This is a genomic window from Xanthomonas sp. D-99 (assembly GCF_017746145.1).
Classification (GTDB): Bacteria; Pseudomonadota; Gammaproteobacteria; order Xanthomonadales; family Xanthomonadaceae; genus Xanthomonas; species Xanthomonas cissicola.
The window spans coordinates 61,710-87,343 of record NZ_JAGHWU010000003.1 but is presented as its reverse complement, the minus strand read 5'-3'; the positions used below and the strand labels follow the sequence as shown (position 1 = coordinate 87,343).

The following is a 25,634-nucleotide window of genomic DNA, read 5'->3' as shown; positions in this document are numbered from 1 at the left end:
TTGAGCCGGCGGTTCTCCTCCTCCAGCTCCTTCATGCGCGCGACCATGGACACGTCCATGCCGCCGAACTTGCTGCGCCACTTGTAGAACGTCGCCGAGCTGATGCCGTGCTCGCGGCACAGCTCCGGCACGGGCGCACCGGCCTGGGCCTGCTTGAGCACGGCGATGATCTGGCTGTCGGTAAAGCGGGACTTCTTCATGGAACCTCCTCGAGAAAGGGTACGAGAAAATTCCACTTCTGGCGTCTGCTAATGGGCGGGGGGATTACCAGGCCGCCCCGGTCGCTGGTGAACAGTTTTTCCACCGTGCCGTCAGCAACTGCCACAACCGGTGTGCAGGGTGGGAGCGAGGATGTCGATGGCATCGTGCACGCGGCCTTCGCTGCGCGCATCGGTGAAGGTGTCCTGCAGCTGGTTGGGGCTGATGCCTTGTACCGGAATCAGCAAGCCGCTGCCCGGTGGGGCGGCGTCGGGCGACTGCGTCGGCGTGGTGGCGACCGGCATGCTGGCAGGCGCGACGTCGGCGACTGGCGCCGAGGCAACCATCGGTGCCGGCGCGGCCGCCGGTGTCGAGGCCGCCACCGGCGCGGAACTCGCTGCGTTGCGGTCTGCTGCGATGGGTGCAGCGCCCGATGACGGCTCTACGTTTGCTTCCGGCGCGGTGCGTTCCAGCCACCAGTAGCCGGCCGCACCCAGTACAACGCCCACCACCAAGGTCATCAGCAGTTTCATGTTTATTCCTGCATCACCACCGGCACCGACGGTCCCACCACGCTGGCGAGGTTGACCACGTCCCAATTGGTCAGGCGCACACAGCCGTGCGATTCGGTCTTGCCGACATGGCCGGGCTCCGGCGTGCCATGCAAGCCGTAATGCGGTTTGGACAGATCGATCCAGACGCGGCCGACCGGATTGTTCGGACCCGCGGGCAAGGTAGCCTTCTGCTCGCCCTTTTTCGCGTCCCAGAACAGCTTGGGGTTGTACTTGAACACCGGGTCGCGCGAGATGCCGAGGATTTTCCACCGGCCAATGGGCAGCGGATCATGCTTGCTGCCGGAAGACACCGGGAATTGCGCATAGACCTTGCCGTCGGCGTCGAATAGCCGCAGGGTCGAATCGGACTTGTCCACCACCAGCTTGGCTGGCTTGGCCAGCGGCGGCACGCCGTCGATGTTGGGTACTTGAATGACGCTGCCGGCCTTGCTCAGATCCACGCCAGGATTGAGTTGGCGCAGCAGCGCCGGGTCTGCGTGGAAACGTTCGCCCAGAGCTTCATCGACGGAGGCGTAGCCAAGCGCAGTCAGCTTGGCCTGTTCGGCAGGCCCCTTGGGAATGGGTTGGAAGGGGCCGGCAACATCGGCGTCAGTGAGCGTGTACTGCACTAGGGCCGGCGTGGTGTCGGCCTGCAGGGCTTGCCAGGTCGCGTCATCCAGCTCGCCGGTGACCTTGATGTTGTGGGCGGCCTGGAACCCGGACACTGCGCGCTTTTGATTGGAGCCGCGCTCGCCGTCGATCTGGCCCGGCGAAAAATGCGCGCGATCCAGCAACACCTGCGCGTGCAGATCCGAGCGTGCGCCGGTCGGGACGACCTTGGCCGTAGGAGCGGCGGCCGATCCAGGCGCAGCGGCAGGCGCGGGCTGCTGCGCTTGCGCCAGCGCAGACAAGGAAGCGCCCAATGCAAGGGCAAGCAGGCAGACGCGAGCGTAGGAGCGTGGTGGCATGTGCAGGTCCGTAAGAGGCATGCGCGCACCTTGCCGCAGCTGCCTGCGTTTTCGGCGTGAAATCGCTGCACCGGTACTGACTGGGCAAGCGTGGCGATGCGGCATTGCTGAGGGCATTGCCGCCGCGCAATCGACTGACGCAGCCTACCGTCGTGATGGAGCTCCACGAGCCGATACCGTTACCGGTACCGCGGCGCGATCATGCGGCCGTGCACTCGCCTATCGCGCGATCGCGCTGCGCCAACCGCCAAGTAGTACGTAGGCAATCGCCGCAGCGGCGCACGTTCCGTTGAAAGATCGCCGCTGCAGCGTACCCGGCGTTGTCGATCAGTACGTGTAGCCCAAGGTCAGCATGTAGGTGCGCCCGGTTTGCACATAGGCACCGTCGGCGCCGGGATCGTAGGCCATGTAGCGCTTGGACTTGCCCTGCGTTTCGTAGAACGTGGCGGCATTGAGCAGGTTCTTTGCCGATACACCGACATCGATATGGTGCGGCAGGTGATAGGTCGCGTTGAAATCCAGCGACTTCACCGGCTGCAGGTAGTAATTGAGACGGTCGGTGGTGAGTCCCAGCAGTTGCAGGCCGGTGTAGTTGTAGCTCAGGTCCGTGCGCAGGTGCGTGTCGTCATAGAACAGATCCAGGTTGTAGATGCGCTCCGGTGCGCGCGGCAGCCAGGTCGTTTCCGGCTGGTCGCTGCGTTTGCTATCTGCCTGGCTGTGCTGCAGCGTCAGGTTGGCGGTGACGCCGAAATTGCTCCAGAGGCCGGGCAACTGCTGCAGCCGCTTGCTCGCTGCCAACTCCAGCCCATAGAGCTTTGCGGTGCCGCCATTCTGCGGCATGGTCACCGGCACGCCATTTTCGAAAGTGGTGCCGGTTGGCACCAGGCCGCCCAGGGTGCTGTCGTTGCTGGTGGCCGATTGCGAGGTATAGATGAAGCCATTGATGCGCTTGTAGTACGTCGAGGCGCTGAGCACACCGCCCTGGTGGTCATAGAATTCGGCAGACAGGTCGGCGTTGTCGGCGGTGCTCGCCTGCAGGTTGGGGTTGGGCTTGGAGATGCCGACCACCCTCTGGGTGTCGTCGATCGAATACACCGTCTCGCCGGAAATCAGCCCGAACGCCGGGCGGCTGAAACTGCGGCGCAACGACGCGCGATAGACGGTGAGATCGTCCGGCCGATAGTTGACGCTGATGCCCGGCAGAACTTTACCGTAGGTACTGCCGCTGCCGACGAAACGGCCGGTGCTGCCATCGCCGCTGGATTGCCAGGAGTCGGCCGAATACTGGGTCAGTTCGTAACGCACGCCGGGCAGGATGCTCACCTTGCCGATATGCAGCGCTGCCATCGCATAGCCCGAATAGATCGCCTCGGTGCTGGAGGTGGTGTTGGCGTTGTAGTCGTTGGCGGTATAGATGCCTGCGCCGTTCGGGTCGTCGACGTACTTGTAAGGCAGCGCCTGCGCGCGCATCCAGCCGCGATCCAGCAGCTTGAACGGCCCCGCGTAATGACCGTCGAATGCGTTGTAAGTGATGCGGCCGGGAATCGCGCTCAGCGGCGGGCCGCCGGCGGTGGGAAACGTGTAATTGGGGCCGCCAAAGTACGGGCCGTTGGTGACGAAGTTGCCATCCTTGTGGAAGAACGGGTGGTCATAGGCATCGCGCTCCGAGTGATCGGCCGACAGGCCAAGTTTGACGCTGTCCAATACAGCGCCATCGACCTGGTACGCGATATCGGTATGCGCGTTGAAGCGGTTATCGTGGCTGCCGGCGTCGTGGCCCTGCACCTTCCACAACAGCGAAGAATCCAGGTTGTAGAAGAAGTCCTTCAGCGCCGGCGAGCTTGGACCGATGCTCGGGTAGGTGGGGTCGCTGAGGTCAAAGGCGAAGCTGCCCGGGGTAAACCCGTACAGGCTGGCCGACACGTAATCCGGCCGGCTGCGGGTGCCGCGTCCGAACGAGGTGCCGTAGTCGATGTGCAACCGATCGAGCGTGGTCTGCCCGCCCAGTTGCAACGTGGCCAGGGTCTCGTCGATATCGTGCGTATTGAAGTACCCACCACGCACCGCCGTGGGCTGGTTGCGATAGGTCTCCAGGCGTGCACTGGACTGGTCCTGCGTGCCGGTCACGCCATAACTGCCGTAGATGGCACGTGCATACAGCGCGCTGGTGTCGCCCTGCCAATCCAGCGACAGGTTGCCGCCATAGCGTTCGATCTGGCTGGTGTACAGGCTGTATTTGTAGCGGGTGCTGATCAACGGGCCAACATCGCGCAAATCGGTGGCCGCAGCGAGCGCGGGGTCGGCGGGCACGTATTTGCTGTTGGGCGCCGGGGCCTGCGCCATGTTGTTGTTCTTGCCGTAGTAGGCTGATGCGTAGATGCCGAAGGCATCGCCTTGCCCGAACTTCCAGGCCAGCTCCTGCTGGAAGGTGCCGCCGCTGTCCTTGCCGCCCAGGTGGTTGGCCAATGCGTTGAACTGGCCTTGCGCGGTGCTCTTGGCATAGACGTCCTGGTCGAAATCAAACGCATTGGGGGTGCGCATGTCGATCGCACCGCCGATCGAATCGCCCGGCATGTCGGGCGTGGGCGATTTGGAGACCTGCACCGACTGGATGCCGAACGGTGCCAGCATGTTCAAGGAGATGGCGCGCGTCGAGGAGTCGGTTTCCGGCATGCCGAACCCGTTGAGCGTGTATGCGTTATAGCTGGCGTCCATGCCGCGGATGCTGACGTAAGCGTTCTCGCCGGTGGTGGCCTGGCCAAGATGCATGTCGCTGTAGGACGACAACCCCGGCATGTGCGCCACCACATCGGCAATGCCGCCGGAGGGAATCGCATCGATCTGCTGCTTGCTCATCACGCTGTTGACGCTATTGGACAGGCGCTGTTCGTTGAGCGAGCCCGGCGCCGCAGCGTGGGTGGCTTGCACGTTGACCGAGTCCAACGTGGTGGTGGTCATCTCTGCAGCACACGCAAGCGATGGTGCGCAAAGCACCGCGGCAATGGCGCAGCTCAAACGATGGAAGGGGCGGAAAGACTGCATGGTGGGGCTCGCGTGATTAGAAGGGGAAGCTCGCGCCCGATAAGCGGGTGCGGTGATAGATTGCCGACGCCTTCCATTGCGACCGGTCTGCTGCGTCGGTGGCTTGCGCCTGCGCGCGGTGGTGCGCTCAGTGATGCAGGTCGGTGCCGTCGCAATGCGCGCTTGTTCGCTGCGGATTGCAACGCGCCACCGCGTCGCCGTTGAAGCGAACCACGTAGCCGTTATCGGCCGGCTCATTGATCGGGAAGTCGGTACTGAGCAATTGCGCGCCGCTGGCCAGCATGGCGTCGCGCCGGGCGGTGTCGTTGTGCTGCGCTTCCTTCAAATCCGCATCGGCACGCGTACGCACCAGATAGCCGGCCCTGACCAGCTTGGTGATGTCATCGGCAGGGCCGTCGTTGAGCTCGACGAAGGCTGCATCGTCTTCGCCCGGCACCGCATTGGTGAAACACACCCGGCCGCGCAGCGACGGGTGTCCGGGCAGGTAGCTGGCGCCGGCAACGCGTTGGTCGAGCAGAAACACCACCTTGCCGCGCGCCTGGGCCAACGATGGCCAGCCGTGCGCGAGCACCGCCGCATTGAGCGTCGGCGCGCGGCCGCGTACCTGATCGGGACTGATGTATTCGCCGGCGTGGAAGACCGAACGCACTTCGGCATCCAGCGCATCCATCGCCTTTGCATCGAAGGGTTCGGGTTGCACGCTGGGAAACGCCAACTGGATCGGCGCCTGCTTGGTTTCGAGCAGGATGAAGATAGGGACGTGGTCCGGATGCTGCTTCGACCATGCGCGGATTTCCTGCAGGCATGCAATCAAGGGTTGGCAATTGCTGCGCTGATCCAGATCCTGCACATGCATGACCTTGAAGCCGGGCCTGTCCATCACTCCAGTGGGCGCGCTCGCCGGTGCGGTCGGCAGCCCGGCCTTGGCGATCTGCGCGACGATGGCCGGGTGTGCGTAGCGCCCACCCTGTGCATCGGCGAAGACGTCCAGTTCGAGTTGGCGCACGCCATCGTCAAGTTGCTGCGTCAAGGCGGGATGGCGGTAATCCAGTGCGGCAAACAGGGCCGGGTCCAGTTGCTTCAACAACGCCGCTTCGCTGGGCGCAAAGCCGGCGTGGTAGCTGTTGTGGCTGCCGATGTACTGCAGGTCGGTCAGGCGCGGCGCGGCTTGCGCGACGAGACTGCTCAGCAACAAGGCGGTAAAAATGGCGGCTTGCGAAGTTGTTCTTCGCTGTTCGGGCATCAACTTCGTTTTGCGATTGATGCCTGATGTAACAGCAGTAAATGCGTGAAAAAGATGCATGCAGCACAGCCGGAAAGCGACGAGGTCGCCATCATCACGGCCCAGTTTGACGCATATCTTTCCGCTGTGTGTCCGTGATGCGTCAGTGCGTGCCGCGGTGTGTTCGTGCCGGTGGCAGATCGCGACACTGTTTCTTCATGACGCGGCGGTCTGCCGCAATGCATAGGTCAGCAGCCGCGCCTGCAGGCGATCGCCAAGGTTGTTCGGCGCATCCAGTGCCATGCGTTGCAGGCAGGCGATAGCGTTAGCATCCGACGCGTCGCGCGTGAGCAGTGCGCGGACCACCGTGGCGATCTTTCCGCCAGTGCTGGCGGTTGCGCCTTTGAGCCAGCCCAACGCGGGCAGCAGGCGCTGTTCGATCTTGGTGAAGTCGCTGCCGAGCGGGTAATCGGGCAAGCTGCCGTCGCGTCGAAATGGCGCCAGCGCCTGTTCCAGTGCCCGTGGAGTGTTGCGCTGCGCGCGTAGCGTCAATTCCGGCGCGATACGCAGCTTGCGCGACCGTTCCGCCTGGGCAAGCAGTTCACCCTGGAAGCGGGCATCGCAGATGGCGGCCATTTCCAATACACAGTCCTGATCGGTCTTGTGGCGCAGGTCGGCGATGCCGTATTCGGTGATGTAGAGATCGCGCAGATGGCGTGGAATGGTGGTGTGGCCGTAGTTCCAGCGCACGTTGCTTGCGGTGTGTGCGCCAGCCTCGCGCGTGGCGCGCAGCATCAGGGCACTACGTGCCTGCGGCAGTGCATGCGCCATCGCCACGAAGTTGTATTGCCCGCCAACCCCGGACACGATGCGGCCATCTTCCAGCCCGTCGGAGACTGCCGCACCCAGCGCGGTCGCCATCATGCAGGAGTTGAAGAAGCGTGCATCCTTGCGTTTCAACCGGTTTAACGTCTCGTTGCCGCCGTAGAGCTGATTGATCTCGCTGATACGGCGCATGCCGATCGCCGCGCGTGTCGATGCATCCAGATCGCGCAACCATTGATAGAACGCGGGCGAGCCGAGGTAGAACACGCCATGCAGGAACTCGCCTTCGCCAACAAGCCGTGCGTGGTCGGCTGCGTCGGCGCTGCCATCGGCAATGCGCTGCATCGGCGGCAGGTCGTCATGCACCTTGCGACGGATCACGCCGCTGTCCACCAATTGCTTGAAGCCTTCATTGAGCATCTCGCTGCAGCCGTACAAGCCGATGGCGAACGGCTCCAGGCCGCCGCTGGCCTGCACGGCCGGGTGCTGCTCCAGTGCCGGATCCAGCGCGTGCAGCACGCGGCGATAGGTCGCGTTGTCGGTATGCCGCAGCACCAGCGCATGGCTCAGTGCATCGGCCAGCGTGCCGATGCCAATCTGCAAGGTGCCGCCATCGCGCACCAGGGCACTGGCATACAAGCCGATGGCGTAGTCGACGCTGGTCACCGCTTGCCGCGGCAAGCCGAACAGCTGTGGAAACGGGCCTGGCAAATCGATGATCAGATCGAAGAATGCGGCATCTACCGCTGCGGTGCCTCCCATCCATGGCAACTGCGGATCGACTTCCGCCACCAGCATCGGGCGCGGCAAGCCGAGTGCCTGCACAGCATCCAGCGTGTCCTGGGTGATGTCGTTGTTGCACGACAACGACAGCCGCGTGCTGCCCGGTTCGCGTGCCACTTTTTGCACGATCAGGTTGGGCGCGCGTTGCGCCACCGCTGCGGCGGCATGCGTGTAGTTGAGGCTCGTGTAGTCGGCCTGGGCCTGGGTGGAATGCAATAGCCCGCCGGACTGCATGTAGAACTCTTCCACCTGCACATGCGCGGGCAAGGCATCGCGCAGCATGGCGTCGACATAGGCAAGGCGAGGGAAATCCTCGCCAAAATGACGCGCGATGAACGGTGCGGCAAAGCGCGCCTGGAGTCCGGCACCCGGGCTGGGGGGATTGAGCGAGAGCGCCGTGTAAATCGCCAATGGCCGCGACGGCGAATCCTTGAGCTGTGCGTAGAGCGCGTTCAACAGGCGGTGCGGCTTGCCGATGCCCAGCGGCGCGCCCACGCGCAGCGGGCCGTCGATGCGTTGCAGGATCCATTCCACGGCGGCGCTCAGATCGGTGAGATGCTCGGTCATCGGCGCAGAGTAGCCGAGCCGGTCGCGTGCTGCCTGCATCCCGATACTCGTGCGCAATGCTCGGCCGCCATCAATGCGGGCGGATGTGGGGAGCCCAATTCGATCGCTGCTTGACAATCAATCTGTTTACGCGCGTAATCGATAAAAATTACGGATGTAATCGCATGCCGATCAGTGATGCCGAAGCGGTAGTGATGCACGTGCTCTGGGAGGATGCGCCGCGCACGGCAGAAGAGGTGATCGCCGCGTTGGCGCATACCGGCTGGGCCGAACCCACCATCAAGACCTTGCTGAATCGGCTGCTCACCAAGGGCGCGGTCGCGGCAGAGAAACACGGCCGCAAATATCACTACGCGCCCCTGCTGGCGCGCGAACAGTGGGTGCAGCAGCAGAGCGAAGGCTTGCTGCAGCGGCTATTCGGCGGGCGCGTTGCACCACTGGTGGCGCATTTCAGTGAACGCGGGAAACTCAGCGCGTCCGACATAGCCGAACCGAAGCGCCTGCTCAAGGAGTTGGACGATGCACCTTGACTTGCCTTTGCTGTTGCGCGTACTGCGTGCCTGGCTGGGCGCAACGGCGGCGTATGCGATCTGGGCCGCCGTGCCACTCGCCGTATTGGCAGCTGCAATACCGGGGCCGCCGATAGCGGCAGCGTTGTCGAAGATGCCGGCGATGGTCGCGATGCCGCTCAACCTGCAAAGCAGCGAACATGCATGGGCGGGACAACTGCTCGCTGTGTGGTTAACCGGTGGGGTCGCGATGGCCGTTGCGCTCTGGTGGCGACAGCACCGTTTCATGCGCCGCCTTGGTGTATTGCATGCGCTCGACGGCGAACTATGGGCGGCAACGCGCGATGTGGGCCTGCCGGTGTCTGTGGGTCTCTGGCGCCCACGCATCGTGCTGCCGATGGATTTCGATACGCGCTACAGCGCCGCCGAACGTACCTTGATCCTGGCCCACGAGCGTCTGCATCTGCGGCGTAGCGATCTGTATGCCAATCTGCTGGCGGCACTGTTGCTGTGCATCGGCTGGTGCAATCCGTTGATGCATCTGGCATGGCGCGCGTTTCGGCTGGATCAGGAACTGGCCTGCGACGCGCAGGTGCTGACGCGTTATCCAGGCAAGCGCCGCAGTTACGCCACCGCGATGCTCAAGACCCACTGTGGTGCCGGCTGGACGCCGACGGCCTGCCGTTGGAATGCGCCGCACGCGCTCACCCAGCGCGTGGCTGCATTGCTGAAGCCTGCGGTGGAGATGCCCCGCGCGCGACGCAACCTGCGCGTCGTGGTGGCAATGGCGGTGATGGTCAGTGGCGCCTGCTGGGCGTTCCAGCCTGCACGATTGCAGGGCATGCGCGTACCCGGCAATGCGCTGGATTTCCGCGCCATGCAGCCGCCCGGGTATCCGCCTGACGCGGTCGCTGCAGGCCTGGCGGGGTTTGTCGAACTGCAGATCGCAGTGAGCCCGACTGGAACGCCCGAGCATATCGCCATCATGCGCAGCACGCCGGCGGGCGTGTTCGATCAGACCGTGCTCGACGCAGCACGCCACTGGCGCTTCACACCTACGCTGGAGGATGGCAAGGCGGTCGCGTCGGAGGTACGCGTGCCGGTGAGATTCGAACTGGATCCACCAGAGACGGCATCGGCGGTTGCGGATATCCATTCCGGTACCGAGGCTACTGCACGCCCACGCCCACGCCCACGCCCACGCGCTGCCGACCGGTCCGAACCTGTTGCCAGCTGTGCACCTGCGGGATGCGCCTCACGCGGAGGGTTGCAATGAACCACCGCCTGATCGGCAGCCTCGCCCTGATGCTGGCCATGAGTAGCTGCGCCATGCGCCAACTCGCGGAACAGCAACCCAGCCAGCGCGAGGATTCGGTGGATCAACGCATGCTGCCTTCACAGCCGGACAGCGGCGGCGCTACGGGTGTCCAACCCTACACGCTAGCGCCGACACAACGCTTTCGCATGCCACGCGCGGTGCGCAGCGAGGCCCCGGTGCTGGCTGCCGATTCGCCGCGCCAGAGCCTGGCGCCCACCACGGTCTGCGCGCATCTCATTCTGAGCGCAGAGGGTGCGGTGCAACGCGTGGATCCGATGTCCGACCGCGACGAATGCGCCGTAGGGTTGCTGCCGGACAACGCAGACCTCATGCAAGCGGTGCGCACTACCGCGCTGCGATGGCAGTTTGTTCCGGCGGCGATGTGCACGTATGCATCAGGCATTGCGCAACCGGTAGCGCCAGACGACTGCACGAACGCCACCCAGATCGAGCCGGTACCGGTGACGCTGTCGTTCTCGTTCACCTTCGAGGTGCGGCAAGGCAAGGTGAGTGTGCGGACCGGGAAGGTGGTGCGATAGCTGCTGCAGCCGTTGCGCAGCGTGTCCCATTCACAACCAACGCTGCGCCGTCTTACAACGCGTCATACGCAAGCGCCCCATCAACGCCCACACCACCGTCAATCCAGCACGTGCACGCTGTCGGCAATGCGCTGTACTTCATCGGGGTTATGGCTGACGTAGAGCATCGGCAGGCGAATCTCGTCGCGCACGCGCTGCAGGTAGGGAATCAATTCTTCGCGGCGCGCCAGATCCAGGGCCGACAGCGGTTCGTCGAACAGCAGGATCGCCGGTTGCGCCAACAACGCGCGGCCAATGGCCACGCGCTGCGCTTCGCCGCCTGAGAGGTTGCGTGGCCGGCGTTGCAACAGCGGCGCGATGCCGAGCAAGGCCACCACATCGTCGAAGCCGAAGAGCGCCGTGCCGCGCGCATGCCGGCCGTAGCGCAGGTTGCGCCGCACATCCAGATGCGGGAACAGCCGCGCATCCTGGAACACATAACCGATCCGGCGCTGGTGCGTGGGCAGGTCGATGCCTTGCCCGGCGTCGTACAGGCAACGCCCATCGATACGGATATGCCCGGCCTGCGGGCGCACCAGGCCGGCGATTGCATTGAGCACTGTGGTCTTGCCCGCGCCGGAAGGCCCCACCAGCGCCACGACACGCGCATCGTCGTGGATGCGGATGCGGCGTTCGAAGGTGCCGCGCTGCAGCTGCAGGTCGATATCCAGCATCACGCGTCTTCGCGCGGATGCGGCCGACGCACCAGCCATTCGGACAGCAGCAGCGCCGCCAGCGAAATCGCCAGTGCCACCCCGGCCAGCCGCCAGATGCCCGATTCCATCCCCGGGACCTGCATCAGCCCGTAGATGGCCGATGACAAGGTTTGCGTTTCGCCAGGGATATTCGACACGAAGGTGATGGTGGCGCCGAACTCGCCAAGCGCCTTGGCGAACGCGAGCACCACGCCGGCGACCAGGCCTGGCCAGGCCAGCGGCAAGGTGATGCTGAAGAACACCCGCCACGGCCCGGCGCCCAGCGTGGCGGCGGCCGCTTCCAGGCGACGATCGGTGGCTTCGATGGACAGGCGAATCGCGCGCACCATCAGCGGAAATCCCATGACCGCGCACGCCAGCGCCGCGCCGGTCCAGCGGAAGGCGAACTGGATCCCGACGTGTTCCAGCAACCAGCTGCCCACCGGGCCCTGCGTGCCCAATACCACCAAGAGCGCATAGCCGGTGACCACCGGCGGCATCACCAAGGGCAGATGCAGCAGCGCGTCCAGCAGGGCCTTGCCCGGGAAGCGGCGCCGCGCCAACAGCCAGCCGCAGGCAATGCCCGGCGGCAGGCTGGCGAGCGCTGCCACGATCGCGACCTTGAGACTCAAGCCGATCGCGGTCAGCTCTTCCGGGGTAAACATCGACAAACGGTGTGCCTCAATCCTTCAACGAAAAACCACGGCGCGCAAAGATCGCCCTGGCCGGCTTGCTTCCCAGCCAGCTCACGAATGCGGCAGTGGCGGGATTGTTGCTGTGCTTCAACGCAGCAACCGGATACACGATGGCGTCATGGCTGTCCTCGGGAAAGGTGGCGATGACGCGCACCTTGGCGTCGGCGCGTGCGTCCGAGCCGTACACGATGCCCAGTGGCGCCTCGCCACGCGAGACCAGCATCAACGCCGCACGCACGCTTTCCGATTCGGCAAGCCGGTTGCTGACGCTGTCCCATTGGCCGAGCTTGCGTAGCGCGGCGGCTGCGTACTTGCCGGCCGGCACGCTGGAGGTCTGGCCCACGGCCAGGCGCCCGTTCTGCCCAAGCGCCTTGGCAATGGCGCCGGGCGCGCGTGGGTCGACGTGCAGCTTGCTGTTCGCCGGCGCGACCAATACCAGCGTATTGCCGAGCAGGTTGTGCCGCTGCGCCGGCAGCACCAGCCCACGCTGCTGCAGATAGTCCATCCATTCCAGGTCGGCCGAAAAGAACACATCCGCCGGTGCGCCCTGTTCGATCTGGCGTGCCAGCGCAGAACTGGCTGCATACGACACCCGTACCGGCGTGCCGGTCGCCTTTTCGTACGCGGCAGCGGCGTCGTCCATCGATTCTTTCAGGCTGGCGGCCGCAAACACCGTCACCGGGGCGGTCTGCGCACTCGCCAGCAGGGGCAACGCCAAAATCAGCGTGCACAAGGCGCGCTGCCAGAAACCGATCGTGCGCATCGAAAGCTCCTTACCAGGACAGGGCCCCGATCATAGCGGCTACGCGATGCGTACCGCGTGGCGAGCCGGCGCGCGCTACAGAACCACTCCGGTGCAACGCCCGGCCTGAAGATTCGTGTGCAGCGCCGGGCGGATCAACTTGGGCTCGGGCAAGGTGGCATCGCGCGCCTGCCGCTGCGCCACGAAGGTCTCCACGTCCACGCCGTCGCGTACGTGGATGTTGCTGCGCCGCTGCGCGCCGATACTGGTCTGATGCGCCACCGCACGCCCGCCCGGGCCGTAGTCGTGGCAGACGAACACGCGGGTGCTCTCCGGCAGCGCATACAGGCGCTGGATCGATGCAAACAGCTGGCGTGCATCGCCCCCGGGGAAATCGCAACGCGCCGTGCCCGCATCCGGCATGAACAACGAGTCGCCAGGAAACAGCGCATCGCCGATCAGATACGCAATGCTGTCGCTGGTGTGGCCGGGCACCGCGATGACGCGTGCTTCGATACCGCCAAGCTTGAAGCGCTCGTCATCGGCAAACAGATGATCGAATTGCGAGCCATCGGCGCGGAAGTCGTCCGGCAATGCGTACTGCGGGGCAAGGGTTCGTTGCACTTGGCAAATTCCCTCGCCGATGCCGATGCGCGCCTGCGGCCAGTGCTGCTTCAGCCACTGTGCCGCCGACAGGTGATCGGCATGCGCATGGGTTTCCAGCAGCCACTGCAACTGCCATCCGTGTTGCTCGATGGCGGTAAGGATGCCCTGCGCCGCCTGGCTGCCGATGATGCCGCTATCGGCCGCGTAGTCCAGTGCCGGGTCGATCACCGCCGCCGCACCGGTGGCCGCATCGGCGACCACATAGGTGAAGGTGTTGCTGTCGGCATGAAAGAAGGCAAGTATCTGGGGCTGCATCGGCGTCTCCACGTCAGGGGCTGGCCAGTGCCGCGTTGAGGATGGCGGCGAGCCGGTCACCCGCGATGCGCAGCTGGGTTTCGGCGATCGGGCGATAGGTGGCGATGTAGGTGGCGGGCAGCACGTGCGCGCTCGGATAGACGCCTGGCGTGACGGCGATCTTGCACGAAGCCTGCGCCCATGCCGCAGCCGGTGGTGGCAGGGCAGCAGACACCGCAGTGGCAGCCGGCAATGCCAGCAAGCGTTGCAGGTACGCATCGTCGCGCAGATGGCGGTCGTTGAGCATGCCGCTGTCCCACAGCGAATGCAGGTTGCTGCCCTTGCCGTCGATCTGCAGCTGGAAGTCGTTGCCGCCCTTGTCGTGCGCATAGCCGGCGTGCATCGGCTGATGGATGTCGCCGACGAAATGCACCACGAACTTCAAGGCCTGGCGGCGTACGTCCAACGGCTGGGTGCGATCTGCGAGCAGGGCGGCTTGCTGGTCGAGCGCGGCGATCACGCAGTTGCCGTCCGGGCAGTCGCGCGGCGGCGAGTACGCGCAGTCGTGTTCGCCCAGGTTGACGTAGTGCCACGGCCCTGAGCGTTTGCCAAGGTCGGGGTCGTGCTCGCGCAACTCATCGGCCCACGTGGCCACGCCGTGCAAGGTCGGGTCCGGCTCGCCGGCCAGCAATTGCGCCACCTGCGCACGTGCCTGCGGGCTCAGTTCGGTTTCGGCGATGCGCGCCACCAAGCGGTGGCCTTGCAGGCCCCAGGCCAAGGCGGTGGTGGGCTGGATCGCGGCGGCCATTGCCGTCGCAACAACGAATGCAGAGAGGGAAAGTGTCTTCATCCGGCGATTGTACGCATCGCTCCGGGACGGTTTGATGGCCATTCCGGAGCTGCGACAGCCACGCCTCAGGATGGTGCCGACACGTGCCTGGAGCGCGCCCGGATGTGGCAAGCAATTGTCGGCGGGTTTGCACGCAATGCGGCAATAGCAGCATCCGCGTGGGGTCATGCCGCACCGGGCAGTGGCCGCGCGCATCTGGCGGTGAGCGCAGTCGCGTTGCTAGGCGCTCTTAGTAATACACCAGGTACGACACGCCGAAGGTCAACGGATCGATCCGCGCCTTGCCCAGCCGCGCACCGTTGAGGTCGACGTTGCTGCGCGAATCGGTCCAGCGCGCATCCACGCGCAGGCCGCTACGGTCGTTGAAGATGAAGTCCACGCCGACATGCGCAGTGGCGCCGACCGAATCGTCGAAACGCAGATCGCCGCCACCAACCGTCGGCTCGGTGTCTTCGCCCAGGAATGAGGTGTAGTTGATGCCGACGCCCACGAACGGCGACACCGTGCCATAGCCATTGATGTGGTACTGCAGCAGCACGCTCGGTGGCACCGACCAATAGCTGCCCACCTTGCCGGTGCCCCGCAGTTCGAGGTCGTGCTTGCCTGCAACTGCGGCATGCACTTCGATACCCAGGTTGTTGCGAAGGAAGTATTCGTAGGTGAACGACAGTGCCGGCGCGCCCTTGATCTCGGCCTGGGTGCCGCCGAAGGTGCCGTTATTGGACTTGGGCGAGACATAGCCGGCTCCGTAACCGGTCGTCCAATGACCGGCCGACTGTGCAAGGGCGGGTGCGGCCGAGGCGGCCAGTGCAATGGCGAGGGCGGTGCGAGTCAGCGTGTTCATGGAATCCCCGGTAGGTCGGACAGACGGGCGACGTGACCGACCTGTCCGCAACTCCGGCGGTGGATGCACGTCCCTGGACGGCAAGTGTGCCAGAGATGCGCCGCCCACGCCGCGGGGATCAGAACCGGTGCACGTAGGCCACGCCGTAGACCAGCGGGTCGATATTGACCGTGCCGATACGGTTGCCGTCCAGGCGCGCTTGGGTATCGATATCGATCCAGCGCAGGTTGACGCGCAGTGCGCCGCGGTCGCTGAGCGTGTAGTCCACGCCTGCATGCAGTGCCAGGCCCCAGGAATCGTCCAGCTCCAGCGTGCTGCCGGCCAGCGCGCCGCCGGTATCGGTGTCGAAGAAGCGCGTGTAGTTGATGCCCGCGCCGAGGAAGGGCGACACCTTGCCCTGGCTGTTGAAGTGGTACTGCAGCGACACCACCGGCGGCAGGTGCTTGGTGCTGCCGACGTGGCCCAGTCCACGCAGCGCGATATCGTGCTCGAACGGCAGCGCGGCCAGGACCTCGATGCCGAGGTTGTCTGCGATGAAGTATTCGGCGGTGAACGTGGGTCTGATGTCTTTACCCACGTCCACGTCGAGCGTGCCGCCGACCAGGCTGCCGTTGTCGGATTTGGGAGCGACCTGATGGGCGCCGACGGCAATGGTCCAGTCGCCTTTGGATTGCGCCAGTGCGGGGAGGCTGACGCAAGAAGCGGCCAGGCCGGCGAACAAAAGGGTAGAGCGCATACGCATGGGAAGTCTCGTGGGGTGCAATGGATGTGGGAAGTCTTGGCGCTTGGCGTCGCCGCTGCCTTGATCCTGATCAATTTGGCCGTGCGCTCGGGTGTGCGGGCCTGCAATGGCTGTAGTCACACCCTGCGCGCACGACCGCGATACGCGCTATGCCGATGCTCGCAGCGGGATCGCACGTGCGGCATCGCGCGATGGGCCGGCCACGGCTGTCGGCGCGGGAGGGGTGCCGACGGTTGCGTGCGCAGTGGCGTCGACCGCGATCGCTCGCCGGTGCGATGCGCCGCTTACTTGACCTTGGCGACCTTGGGTGGATCCACTTCCGGCATCGCCGAGCTGTGGTGGTTGATGATCAGCCACTTGCCGTCGCGCTTTTCGTACACGAAGGTGTAGCGGGCCTGCACGCTGCTCTTGTTGCCGGCCTTGTCGGTCAGCGTGAAGGTATACACGCCGGCATCCACGGCGCTGTCGTCATCGAGCACGCGCACGGTGCGGTAATTGACCACGCCCTGCGGCTTTTTGGTCAGGAACATCTCGAAGTAGTTTTCGATCTGTTCGCGCGAGGCGCGCACTTCATTGGAGACCGTCGGCAGCAACACGCCGTCCGGCGCGTACAGATCGGCCACCTTGTGCGGGTTGCCGGTGGCCAGCGCCGCGTTCCAGGTGTCGAACAGCGCAGCGACTTCGCGCTCTTCGCCGCCGGCCGGCAGCTTGGCCTTGTCGGTGTAATGCATCACGCTGCCAGCCAGCGCCGGGGTGGCAGCCAGAGCCAGAACCAGAGAGAAGAGTGTGCGACGCATGGGGAATCTCCGTGTGATTGATGGGGGTGCCTCGGCAGGCAGGGCCAGTATCGAAATCCACGGGATGCCGAAATGCTGCTGTCCGGCATAGTGTTGAATATGCCGTTCAGCGTATCATTTACAAATTTAAGTGATTGAAATACATATAGTTTTGTGGCTTGCAGGTGTTGGGTGAGTGGCGCTGCCTGCGATCAAGCATGAGGTCCTCGGGAATGATCGGCCATCGATGCTGTGACGTGCGCGGTGACCGTTCATGCGCGCTCACTCCGATGGACCGAACGCATCTGCGGGTTGGTTCCTCGCAGAGCGTGGCGCAGAGCCCCCTACCCGCTACCCGCTACCCGCTACCCGCTACCGAATCCGCGCCGCCCGCAACACGGCTGCGAACAAGTGACGCTGCTAGAATGACAGCCCCTTTCCATCCGCCGCGCTGTCGCGGTCGCAGGAGCTAGTGAACATGGCAATCAAGGTTGGCATCAACGGATTCGGTCGCATCGGACGCAACGTGCTGCGCTCTGCGGTGCAGAACTTCGCCAATGACATCGAGATCGTGGCCATCAATGACCTGCTCGAGCCCGACTACCTGGCCTACATGCTGCAGTACGACTCGGTGCATGGCCGCTTCAAGGCCGACGTCTCGGTCGACGGCAACACGCTGATCGTCAACGGCAAGAAGATCCGCCTGACCCAGGAACGCGACCCGGCCAACCTCAAGTGGGATGCCGTCGGCGCCGACGTGGTGATCGAGTCCACCGGCCTGTTCCTGACCAAGGAAACCGCACAGAAGCACATCGATGCAGGTGCCAAGAAAGTGATCCTGTCGGCGCCGTCCAAGGACGACACCCCGATGTTTGTCTACGGCGTCAACGACAAGACCTACAAGGGCGAAGCGATCATCTCCAACGCCTCGTGCACCACCAACTGCCTGGCGCCGTTGGCCAAGGTGATCAACGACAAGTGGGGCATCAAGCGCGGCCTGATGACCACCGTGCATGCGGCCACTGCGACGCAGAAGACCGTGGACGGCCCGTCCAACAAGGACTGGCGCGGCGGCCGCGGCATCCTGGAGAACATCATCCCGTCCTCCACCGGCGCCGCCAAAGCCGTGGGCGTGGTGATCCCCGAGCTCAACAAAAAGCTCACGGGCATGAGCTTCCGCGTGCCGACCTCCGACGTGTCGGTGGTCGACCTCACTGTCGAGCTGGAAAAGCCGGCCACCTACGCCGAAATCTGCGCCGAAGTGAAGGCGCAGAGCGAAGGCGCACTGAAGGGCGTGCTGGGATATACCGAAGACAAGGTCGTGGCCACCGATTTCCGCGGCGAAACCTGCACCTCGGTGTTCGACGCTGACGCTGGCATCGCGCTGGACTCCACCTTCGTCAAGCTGGTGTCCTGGTACGACAACGAGTGGGGCTACTCCAACAAGTGCCTGGAGATGGTGCGGGTTGTGGCCAAGTAAGTTTCTGGCGCAGTGATGAAACAGGCCCCGGCATGCCGGGGCTTTTCATTTGTCGGCCATGGAAGTTGCGTTTCTTGCACTGCGGCGCCTTCGGTGGCTGCCCGGAAGTGGACTTTGCTGGACTCACGTGCGCTAATTTGCGCGCACGGCGGCCGTTCCCGTGTCGTGTACGAAGGATCGGGGAACTCCATGGATCGAGAGAAGAGTGATGAATAAGTTTCTGGCAGGCGCCTTGGCGCTGAGTGTGGTTGTTGCGTGTTCCGTGCCGTCGAACAGTTGGGCTGCAAAAAAGCAGAACGGGACGCCGGCATGGATGAATGCCGATGGTGAGGTGATCAAGTCGTCCGATGTCGAGGCGGGCTACGGCGAGACCGTCAAGGGCATCAATGATTACGAAGGCGAAATCACCGGCAAGCCAGCGCCTGGCAGCAAGTTCACCCAGCTGAAAATCGGTATGCCGATGAAGCAGGTCACCGACCTGATTGGTCAGCCGGACGACCAGGGTGCTTACGTGACCGGCAAGGCGTTTATCCCGTTCTTCTTCGGTGGCGACCGCTACCGTTACGAAATGGCCTACAAGGGCCAGGGACGTCTGGTGTTCGCTGGCAAGTCGATGGGGACCGGCGGCAATCTGATCTGGATCATCCATAACAAGAACGATAGCGGTTACCGCGAATAACCGTTCAAAGCGCCCGGTTCTCCGGGCGTTTTCTTGTGTGAGGGATGCGCGCACGCACGCATGCGACTGCAGCTTTCCGATGCTCCATCCATCGTCTGAGCGAGAGGCTGTCTGCCCAGCCGCAGCCCGAGGCTGTATGGTGCGCGCATTCGGCTGGACGCCGGCTAGGGGATTGCTGCGTTGGAAACGATAATCGTGTTGGTGGCCCTGGTGCTGCTCACCGTGCCGGTGGGTGTGGTGATCGCGCTGGTGTGGATTGCCGGGCTGCGGCGACGGGTGGCGGCGCTGGAGCAGCGGCTTGCGCAGTGGCAGAGCAGTGGTGCCGAACGTGCGGATGCGCCGGCGCAAGCACCCGCGGACGCGCAGGGCAGGGCGTGGGAGCAACCGGACGTGGCGTCCGGTGTGGGCGCTGGTCCGGGCGCCGTCGCCGACAGCGATCTACCTGGGTACCGCACGTCCGTTGCAGCGGGCCAGGACGTTGGCTCGCATGCGCCGGCTGCGGATCACCAGGCGGTTGATGTGTCTGCCTCGGCGGTGCCGCCGCCATTGCCGGCGCCTGCACCTGCAGATGCGATAGCGGGCAGTGCAATCGCGACGTCGGAACGTCCCAGCGCGCAAGCGCAGGCGACGCGCGCCCGGCCGGCGCAACCGCAATCCGCACAACCGCAACCGCCTCGGCTTCCGGCCGCGCCCAGCGCCATCGCGCGCATGGCCAGCGCCTTGAAGCGTTGGTTCACCGAGGGCAATGTGCCGGTCAAGGTCGGCATGCTGGTGTTGTTGGCCGGCGTGGCGTCGCTATTGAAGTACGCCAGCGATCAGGGCTGGATGCGCATGCCGATCGAGTTGCGCTTGGCCGGCATCAGCGTTCTGGCATTGGCCGGTCTGATCTTCGGTTGGACGCAGCGCGCGCAGCGGCCGGGGTTTGCGTTGGCGTTGCAGGGCGGCGCCATCGGTGGCCTGTTGTTGACGGTGTTCGCGGCCTTCAAGTTGTACGGCTTGCTCGATGCCGGAACGGCGCTTGGCATCAGCGTGGTGCTGATCGCAGGTATGTGCGTGCTGGCGGTGCTGCAGGATTCGCGCACGTTGGCGGTGCTGGGCGTGCTGGCCGGTTTTCTTGCGCCCATCTGGTTGTCTACCGGCAGCGGCAACCATGTCGCGCTGTTCTCGTACTACGCCGTACTCAACGCCGGCATCGTGGCGATTGCATGGACACGCCCGTGGCGCGTGCTGAACCTGCTGGGGTTTGCTTTCACCTTCGGCATCGGCACCGTGTGGGGTGCGCTGCAGTACTCCCCGGCAAAATTCGCCACGACCGAGCCGTTCCTGTTGCTGTTCTTCGCCATGTACGTGGCGATTCCGGTCCTGCATGCGCGCCGCGGTGACGGCAGTGCCGGCAGGCTCATCGATGGCAGCCTGTTGTTCGGAACGCCGCTGGTGGCCTTCGCGTTACAGGCGCGCCTGCTTGAGGGCGATCGGCTGCCACTGGCGCTGTGCGCGGTGGCGGTGGCAGCGTTGTATGCGGGCCTGGGCAGTTGGCTGCTGCGCCGCGCACCCACGCGCTTGCTGGGCCAGGCGCACGCGATGCTGGCGGTCGGGTTCGCGACCCTGGCCGTGCCGCTGGCGTTGTCGGCACGTGCCACTGCAAGCGTCTTTGCGCTGGAAGGCGTCGGCTTGCTGTGGCTGGGGCTGCGCCAACAACGGCGGATCCCGCAGGTCAGCGGTGTCGCGCTGCAGTTGTTTGCGGCGGTGGGTGTCGCGTTCGGTGTGGATGCCTGGCGCCACGACGCGGTCGCGGTGGCCAACGCAACCTGCATGAGCACCTTGCTGCTGGCGCTGGCCGGCTGGGCCAGTGCGTGGTTCCTGCGCGATGCAGGACATCGGCGGCGTGCGCTGCTGGCATATCTGTGGGGACTGGGTTGGTGGACGCTGTGCGGCGTGCACGAGATCCTGCGTTTTGCCGATCTGCGCAGCGAACCGGATCTGCTGCTGGGCTTGGTCGCACTCAGTCTATGCTTGGCGGCCGAAGTGCATCGGCGCCGTCGTGCAGCGGCGCTGGTGTGGACGGTGATGTCTGGTCTGGCGCTGGCTGCGCCGTTGGCGCTGTGGCAAGGCGCAGCGCACACCCAGCCATTCGCGCACTGGGGCGCACTGGCATGGGGTGCGTTTGCAGTGGCGGGCGCGCGTGCGCTGTGGTGCTTGCGCACGCAGCAAGGCACTGGCGCGATGGCGGCGCAGTTCATCTGGTGGCTGCTGTGGCCGTTGGTCATCTCGTTGGGCGCGGCCTGGCTGGCCGATGCGTTCTTGTTGGCCAATGGCTGGCGTTGCGCCCTGCTGGCGGCGCCGTGGTTGCTGGTGGCGACGCTGGGGCTGTTGCGCTGGCCGTGGCTGGCCTGGCCGCAGGCAACCGCCTTCGATCCTGCACGCAACGCGTTGCTGAGTTGCGTGTTTGCGGTGTTGGGACTCGGCTGGCTGCTCGCGTTGCTGGACCCGGTGAGCGCTGCACCGTTGCCCTGGCTGCCGGTGCTCAACCCCGCCGAGCTGGCGCAATTGGCGGTTCTTGCCCTGCTTGTGCGCTGGGCCTGGTCGGCACCTGCGCCGACATCGCTGCAGCATTGGCGGGTGACCGCGCTGGGTGTGCTGGGTTGGGCGTTGATCACCGGCAGTACCTCGCACAGCGTGCATCACTGGGGCGGCGTGCCATGGGATTCCGCGCTGATCGGCACCACCTTGTCGCAGACCAGCCTCACCATCGTCTGGAGCGTGCTGGGCGTGCTGGGCTGGGTGATCGGCTCGCGCCGTGGGCAACGCGGGCTGTGGCTGGGTGGCGCATTGCTGATGGGGCTGGTCCTGGCGAAGTTGGTGTTGGTCGACCGCCAGCATCTGGGCAACTTACTCGGCATCGGCTCGTTCATGGCCTATGGTCTGTTGTGCACCGTGGTGGGCTATCTGGCGCTGGCACCGCCGCGTGCGGTTGCGACCGAAGGTCATGCTCTCCAAGAGAACGGCGTCGAAAAGGATCGGGAATGAAAGCGATGCGATGGGCGCTGCTGCTGATGGTGCCGATGCTGGCGCAGGCCCGCGATGTGCGGCAGGACTACCGCCAGCAGTGGCCGTTGCAGGTCACCGGCTCGGATGCCGGCCTCTATCAGGTGACCTTGAATGCGGCGGTGTATCGCACCGCGCACGACGCGGCGCTGCGCGATGTCACGGCGATCGACGCGCATGGACAAGAGCTGCCCACCGCCTGGCTGCCGATGGATGCAGCGCCGGCCGCTGCGGTACGCCGTCAGCGCCTGCCCCTGTTTGCGCTGCCGGCTGGTGCGGCGCCGGCCAGTGGCGACCTGCAGTTGATTGCCGAGCGCGATGCCAGTGGTGCGGTGCGCCGCCTGGAAGGCCGTTTTGCGACCGGGGCTGTCGCCGCGGGCCATGGTGTCAGCTGGTTGATCGATGCCAGCGCGCTGCGCGATCGCCCGCGTGCCCTATTGCTGGATTGGGAGGGCGACACGCCGGTGCAGGCCCAGGTGCGTGTGGAAGGCAGCGACGATCTGCGCGACTGGCGCGTGCTCGCCTCCAACGCCACGGTCATGGCGCTGGACAATCAGGCGCAGCGACTGCAGCAGCGTCGTATCGCCCTGGACGATGGTGCGCGTTACTTGCGCCTGGTCATTGCATCGGGCGAGCTGCCGGCATTACACGTGGTCGAGGCGGAGCTGGATGGCATCGCCATGTCCACGCCGCCACAGTGGCTGGACTTGCCAGGCACCGCAAAAGATGCAGCGCTGGTGTATGCCTTGCCCGGTCGTTTTCCGATCGGCCAACTGGATGTCGGCGGCAATCACGCCGAGGCGGTCGAGTGGATCGTGGCAAGTCGCGATACCGACGATGCGCCGTGGCTGCAGCGTGCCGGCCCATGGTTGGCGTATCGACTGGGCCAGGGCGCGACTGCCGCGTCGCCGCCGCAACTGCTGTCTGCGCCCGTGCGCGATCGCCAATGGCGGTTGGTCGCCGCGCAGGGGCACAGCAGCGCCGTGCCGATGCTGCGCGTCGGGTACCAGCCGGAGCGGCTGATGTTTCTTGCCCAGGGCCAGCCGCCGTATGCGCTGGTGGCCGGCAGTGCGCGTGCGCAGCGCACCGACGCACCATTGGGCGCAATGCTGCAGGCACTGCGGCGCGAACGCGGCGCACAGTGGCAACCGGCGCAGGCCCGTCTGGCTGCGCAGGCACAGCCGCTGGCGTGCGAGGCCGCGCTGCAGCCGGCCGCCACGCCGCGCGACTGGAAGCGTTGGCTGCTGTGGGGTCTGTTGGTCGGTGGCGCCTTGTTGGTAGGCGGTTTCGCGGTGAGCCTGTTGCGGAGTGCATCGGCCAATCGCAACGGCTGACTGCGCCCGCTTCGCACGGCGGTTTGCCGCTGCGGCGCGAAGGTCGGACAATGGGCGTCCCCCGTGACCAAGGCAGCCGTCTTGCCCGTCGTGTTCGACCAAGCATTCCGCTCCTCGCCAACCGCCTTGGCGGCCTCGCGCATGGTGGGCAACGGGCGCCACGCGATCCGCCCGCTGGCGCAACGACATCGCCATGGCGATCCACAGCCGGTTGCCGCTGAGGCAAAGCGCTCACCTGTTTGCACCGGCGCGTCTGCTGGGTGCTTCTGCATGACCATTCCCATTCCCCCTCCCTAGACCGAACGAGCTGAGCCCATGTCCATTGTCCGCATGACCGACCTCGATCTCTCCGGCAAGCGCGTGTTGATCCGCCAGGATCTCAACGTGCCGATCGACAACGGCCAGATCACCTCCGAACAGCGCATCACCGCCTCGGTGCCCACCATCAAGCTGGCGCTGGAAAAGGGTGCGGCCGTCATGGTGACCTCGCACCTGGGCCGCCCCAAGGAAGGCAGCTGGACCGAGGAAGATTCGCTGGCGCCGGTTGCCACGCGTCTGGCCGCATTGCTGGGCGTGGACGTGCCGCTGGTGCGCGACTGGGTCGATGGCGTGGAGGTCGCGCCGGGCCAGGTGGTGCTGCTGGAAAACTGCCGCATGAATGTCGGCGAGGGCAAGGACGATGAGACGCTGGCGCGCAAGTACGCCGCGTTGTGCGACGTGTTCGTGATGGATGCCTTCGGCACCGCGCACCGTGCGCAGGCCTCCACGCACGGCGTGATCCGTTTCGCGCCGGTCGCAGCAGGCGGCCCGCTGTTGATGGCCGAACTCGACGCCCTGGCCAAGGCGCTGGACAACCCGGCCAAGCCCTTGCTGGCCATCGTTGCCGGCAGCAAGGTGTCCACCAAGCTGGAGCTGCTGTCCAACCTGGTCAACAAGGTCGACCAGCTGATCGTTGGCGGCGGCATCGCCAACACCTTCATCGCCGCGGCCGGGCATGCCGTGGGCAAGTCGTTGAACGAGCCGGATTTGATCCCGACCGCCAACCAGATCGTGACCGATGCCAAGGCGCGTGGCGCCGAGATTCCGCTGCCGACCGATGTGGTCGTTGCCAAGCAGTTCCTGCCCGATGCGCAAGCCAGCGTGAAGTCGCTGGAGGCGGTCGATGCGGACGATCTGATCCTGGATATCGGCCCGCAAACCGCGCAGCGCTACGCCGAACTGATCGCCAGTGCCGGTACCGTGGTGTGGAACGGTCCGGTGGGCGTGTTCGAGTTCGAGTCCTTCAGCCACGGCACCGAAACGCTGGCGCGCGCGATCGCCAGTTCCAAGGCGTTCTCGATCGCTGGCGGTGGCGACACCCTGGCCGCAGTGGACAAATACGACATCGCCCAGGACGTCACCTACATTTCCACGGGCGGCGGTGCGTTCCTGGAGTTTCTGGAAGGCAAGACCTTGCCGGCGGTGGCCGCACTCCAGGCCCGCGGCCAGTGAGTGCAGCCACGCTGTTTTTCGATCTGGACGGCACGCTGGTCGATTCAGAGCCAGGCATCGTTGCCAGCATCGTGCATGCCTTCGACGAACTCGGCCAGCCGCGTCCGTCGGCGCAGACCTTGCGCGCCTGGATCGGCCCGCCGTTGCGCGACAGCTTCACCGAGTGTTTTCCGGACGACCCGGAGTTGGTGCAGCGCGCGCTCGGGCTCTACCGCGCACGCTACGACGCGGTGGGCTGGACCGAACTCAGCGTGTTCGACGGCATTGGCGAGGTTGTCACCGGCCTGCAGCGCGCCGGTCATCGTCTGGCCGTGGTGACCTCGAAGAATGAGCGCTATGCGCGGCGCATCGTCGAGCATCTGCCCTTCGGCGCGTGCTTCGAGGAGGTGATCGGTGCCAGCGAAGACGGCGAACGTCGCTTCAAGCCGGACCTCATTGCCGAAGCGCTGCGCCGTTTGCAGATCGACAAGACCGGCTGCGTGATGATCGGCGACCGGCGCATGGATATCGATGGCGCCAATCACCACGGCATCCACAGCATCGGCGTGTTGTGGGGCTTCGGCGACGAGGGCGAACTGCGCGCCGCCGGCGCCGGTGCGTTGGCACGCACGCCGGCTGAACTCGCGGCAGTGCTTCAGTGATGGGCAGTGCGCGTCGGCCGTTGCGTTCGCTTGGTCGACGCGCCTGCGAACGCGGCTCGCAGCGCGCAGAACACTCTTCACCGCTGCCGGGTTAGGGTGGCGACCGTTCGCGTTGCTCACGGCAGCGCGGGCGCAGGCGTACGTACTGTCCCGCAC

General features: G+C 65.2%; 22 protein-coding genes and 1 pseudogene. 9 read left to right on the top strand and 14 right to left on the bottom strand.

The window, feature by feature from the left end; genetic code table 11:
* From J7360_RS01710 to J7360_RS01685, 6 genes and pseudogenes are all read right to left on the bottom strand, one after another.
* Positions 1–200: transposase (locus J7360_RS01710; RefSeq protein ID WP_059001059.1), on the bottom strand; the 200-nt coding region annotated here is incomplete at its 3' end.
* Positions 201–268: 68 nt separating this feature from the next.
* A pseudogene (locus tag J7360_RS01705) lies at positions 269–731 on the bottom strand (M23 family peptidase); the annotation flags it as partial.
* A gap of 2 nt (positions 732–733) precedes the next feature.
* Positions 734–1,663 (bottom strand): L,D-transpeptidase, encoded by a 930-nt coding sequence (locus J7360_RS01700; protein WP_176214991.1) that lies wholly within the window; start codon positions 1,661–1,663, stop codon positions 734–736.
* Positions 1,664–2,047: 384 nt separating this feature from the next.
* Positions 2,048–4,762, bottom strand: a complete 2,715-nt coding sequence (locus J7360_RS01695; protein WP_209033123.1) for a TonB-dependent receptor — start codon at positions 4,760–4,762, stop codon at positions 2,048–2,050.
* A 127-nt stretch (positions 4,763–4,889) separates the two neighbouring features.
* Positions 4,890–6,065 carry a phosphatidylinositol-specific phospholipase C1-like protein gene (locus J7360_RS01690; RefSeq protein ID WP_007965541.1) on the bottom strand — a complete coding sequence of 392 codons (1,176 nt, stop codon included), beginning with the start codon at positions 6,063–6,065 and terminating at the stop codon, positions 4,890–4,892.
* A gap of 135 nt (positions 6,066–6,200) precedes the next feature.
* The gene (locus J7360_RS01685; protein WP_057659677.1) at positions 6,201–8,159 is read right to left on the bottom strand and encodes an acetyl-CoA hydrolase/transferase C-terminal domain-containing protein; all 1,959 of its coding nucleotides are present in this window, start codon (positions 8,157–8,159) and stop codon (positions 6,201–6,203) included.
* Positions 8,160–8,323: 164 nt separating this feature from the next.
* Between J7360_RS01685 and J7360_RS01680 the strand changes: the two genes are divergently transcribed.
* Genes J7360_RS01680 through J7360_RS01670 form a run of 3 tightly spaced genes read left to right on the top strand, consistent with a single transcriptional unit; the run spans position 8,324 to position 10,525 of the window.
* Positions 8,324–8,689: a BlaI/MecI/CopY family transcriptional regulator gene (locus J7360_RS01680; protein WP_209033131.1), complete on the top strand. Its 366-nt coding sequence runs from the start codon at positions 8,324–8,326 to the stop codon at positions 8,687–8,689.
* Positions 8,679–9,944: a TonB family protein gene (locus tag J7360_RS01675; protein ID WP_209033121.1), complete on the top strand. Its 1,266-nt coding sequence runs from the start codon at positions 8,679–8,681 to the stop codon at positions 9,942–9,944. The genes J7360_RS01680 and J7360_RS01675 overlap by 11 nt, the downstream gene beginning before the upstream one ends.
* Positions 9,941–10,525, top strand: a complete 585-nt coding sequence (locus J7360_RS01670) for a hypothetical protein (protein WP_209033119.1) — start codon at positions 9,941–9,943, stop codon at positions 10,523–10,525. The genes J7360_RS01675 and J7360_RS01670 overlap by 4 nt, the downstream gene beginning before the upstream one ends.
* A 98-nt stretch (positions 10,526–10,623) precedes the next feature.
* On the opposite strand, the gene modC is transcribed toward J7360_RS01670, so the two are convergent.
* The 8 genes from modC to J7360_RS01630 all read right to left on the bottom strand — a co-directional run bounded on the left by modC (position 10,624) and on the right by J7360_RS01630 (position 16,829).
* Positions 10,624–11,238, bottom strand: coding sequence for a molybdenum ABC transporter ATP-binding protein (gene modC, locus J7360_RS01665; protein ID WP_007965549.1), 615 nt, complete (start codon positions 11,236–11,238; stop codon positions 10,624–10,626).
* Entirely contained in the window at positions 11,238–11,924 is a 687-nt protein-coding gene (modB, locus tag J7360_RS01660) for a molybdate ABC transporter permease subunit (protein ID WP_007965551.1), read from the bottom strand. The genes modC and modB overlap by 1 nt, the downstream gene beginning before the upstream one ends.
* A gap of 16 nt (positions 11,925–11,940) precedes the next feature.
* Positions 11,941–12,717, bottom strand: a complete 777-nt coding sequence (modA, locus tag J7360_RS01655; protein ID WP_007965553.1) for a molybdate ABC transporter substrate-binding protein — start codon at positions 12,715–12,717, stop codon at positions 11,941–11,943.
* Positions 12,718–12,792: 75 nt separating this feature from the next.
* A complete protein-coding gene (locus J7360_RS01650; protein WP_057659674.1) occupies positions 12,793–13,617 on the bottom strand; it encodes an MBL fold metallo-hydrolase in 825 nt (274 codons plus the stop codon).
* Between the two features lie 13 nt (positions 13,618–13,630).
* Positions 13,631–14,404 (bottom strand): S1/P1 nuclease, encoded by a 774-nt coding sequence (locus J7360_RS01645; protein ID WP_057659644.1) that lies wholly within the window; start codon positions 14,402–14,404, stop codon positions 13,631–13,633.
* 271 nt (positions 14,405–14,675) lie between these two features.
* Positions 14,676–15,290 (bottom strand): OmpW family outer membrane protein, encoded by a 615-nt coding sequence (locus J7360_RS01640; protein ID WP_057659642.1) that lies wholly within the window; start codon positions 15,288–15,290, stop codon positions 14,676–14,678.
* A 118-nt stretch (positions 15,291–15,408) separates the two neighbouring features.
* Positions 15,409–16,032, bottom strand: coding sequence for an OmpW family outer membrane protein (locus tag J7360_RS01635; RefSeq protein WP_057659640.1), 624 nt, complete (start codon positions 16,030–16,032; stop codon positions 15,409–15,411).
* Between the two features lie 284 nt (positions 16,033–16,316).
* On the bottom strand, positions 16,317–16,829 hold the full coding sequence (locus J7360_RS01630; RefSeq protein ID WP_209028903.1) for an SgcJ/EcaC family oxidoreductase: 513 nt from the start codon (positions 16,827–16,829) through the stop codon (positions 16,317–16,319).
* Positions 16,830–17,286: 457 nt separating this feature from the next.
* On the opposite strand from J7360_RS01630, the gene gap reads away from it, so the two are divergent.
* The 6 genes from gap to J7360_RS01600 all read left to right on the top strand — a co-directional run bounded on the left by gap (position 17,287) and on the right by J7360_RS01600 (position 25,478).
* Entirely contained in the window at positions 17,287–18,288 is a 1,002-nt protein-coding gene (gene gap / locus J7360_RS01625) for a type I glyceraldehyde-3-phosphate dehydrogenase (protein WP_003490161.1), read from the top strand.
* A gap of 208 nt (positions 18,289–18,496) precedes the next feature.
* On the top strand, positions 18,497–18,967 hold the full coding sequence (locus J7360_RS01620) for a hypothetical protein (protein ID WP_007965561.1): 471 nt from the start codon (positions 18,497–18,499) through the stop codon (positions 18,965–18,967).
* A 180-nt stretch (positions 18,968–19,147) separates the two neighbouring features.
* Positions 19,148–21,994, top strand: a complete 2,847-nt coding sequence (locus J7360_RS01615; RefSeq protein WP_211115785.1) for a DUF2339 domain-containing protein — start codon at positions 19,148–19,150, stop codon at positions 21,992–21,994.
* Entirely contained in the window at positions 21,991–23,346 is a 1,356-nt protein-coding gene (locus J7360_RS01610; protein WP_209033117.1) for a DUF3999 domain-containing protein, read from the top strand. Before J7360_RS01615 ends, J7360_RS01610 begins: the two co-directional genes overlap by 4 nt.
* A 315-nt stretch (positions 23,347–23,661) precedes the next feature.
* The gene (locus J7360_RS01605; RefSeq protein WP_057661178.1) at positions 23,662–24,837 is read left to right on the top strand and encodes a phosphoglycerate kinase; all 1,176 of its coding nucleotides are present in this window, start codon (positions 23,662–23,664) and stop codon (positions 24,835–24,837) included.
* On the top strand, positions 24,834–25,478 hold the full coding sequence (locus tag J7360_RS01600; RefSeq protein WP_089142060.1) for an HAD family hydrolase: 645 nt from the start codon (positions 24,834–24,836) through the stop codon (positions 25,476–25,478). The genes J7360_RS01605 and J7360_RS01600 overlap by 4 nt, the downstream gene beginning before the upstream one ends.
* Positions 25,479–25,634: the final 156 nt, after the last annotated feature.

Coding starts and splice junctions, on each gene's coding strand:
- J7360_RS01650 (WP_057659674.1), bottom strand. CDS start 13,617: ATGCAGCCCCAGATACTTGCCTTCTTTCATGCCGACAGCAACACCTTC.
- J7360_RS01685 (WP_057659677.1), bottom strand. CDS start 8,159: ATGACCGAGCATCTCACCGATCTGAGCGCCGCCGTGGAATGGATCCTG.
- J7360_RS01605 (WP_057661178.1), top strand. CDS start 23,662: ATGTCCATTGTCCGCATGACCGACCTCGATCTCTCCGGCAAGCGCGTG.
- J7360_RS01675 (WP_209033121.1), top strand. CDS start 8,679: ATGCACCTTGACTTGCCTTTGCTGTTGCGCGTACTGCGTGCCTGGCTG.
- modA (WP_007965553.1), bottom strand. CDS start 12,717: ATGCGCACGATCGGTTTCTGGCAGCGCGCCTTGTGCACGCTGATTTTG.
- J7360_RS01610 (WP_209033117.1), top strand. CDS start 21,991: ATGAAAGCGATGCGATGGGCGCTGCTGCTGATGGTGCCGATGCTGGCG.
- modB (WP_007965551.1), bottom strand. CDS start 11,924: ATGTTTACCCCGGAAGAGCTGACCGCGATCGGCTTGAGTCTCAAGGTC.
- gap (WP_003490161.1), top strand. CDS start 17,287: ATGGCAATCAAGGTTGGCATCAACGGATTCGGTCGCATCGGACGCAAC.
- J7360_RS01670 (WP_209033119.1), top strand. CDS start 9,941: ATGAACCACCGCCTGATCGGCAGCCTCGCCCTGATGCTGGCCATGAGT.
- J7360_RS01690 (WP_007965541.1), bottom strand. CDS start 6,065: ATGCATCTTTTTCACGCATTTACTGCTGTTACATCAGGCATCAATCGC.
- J7360_RS01645 (WP_057659644.1), bottom strand. CDS start 14,404: ATGGCCGCCGCGATCCAGCCCACCACCGCCTTGGCCTGGGGCCTGCAA.
- modC (WP_007965549.1), bottom strand. CDS start 11,238: ATGCTGGATATCGACCTGCAGCTGCAGCGCGGCACCTTCGAACGCCGC.
- J7360_RS01630 (WP_209028903.1), bottom strand. CDS start 16,829: ATGCGTCGCACACTCTTCTCTCTGGTTCTGGCTCTGGCTGCCACCCCG.
- J7360_RS01680 (WP_209033131.1), top strand. CDS start 8,324: ATGCCGATCAGTGATGCCGAAGCGGTAGTGATGCACGTGCTCTGGGAG.
- J7360_RS01635 (WP_057659640.1), bottom strand. CDS start 16,032: ATGCGTATGCGCTCTACCCTTTTGTTCGCCGGCCTGGCCGCTTCTTGC.
- J7360_RS01620 (WP_007965561.1), top strand. CDS start 18,497: ATGAATAAGTTTCTGGCAGGCGCCTTGGCGCTGAGTGTGGTTGTTGCG.
- J7360_RS01640 (WP_057659642.1), bottom strand. CDS start 15,290: ATGAACACGCTGACTCGCACCGCCCTCGCCATTGCACTGGCCGCCTCG.
- J7360_RS01695 (WP_209033123.1), bottom strand. CDS start 4,762: ATGCAGTCTTTCCGCCCCTTCCATCGTTTGAGCTGCGCCATTGCCGCG.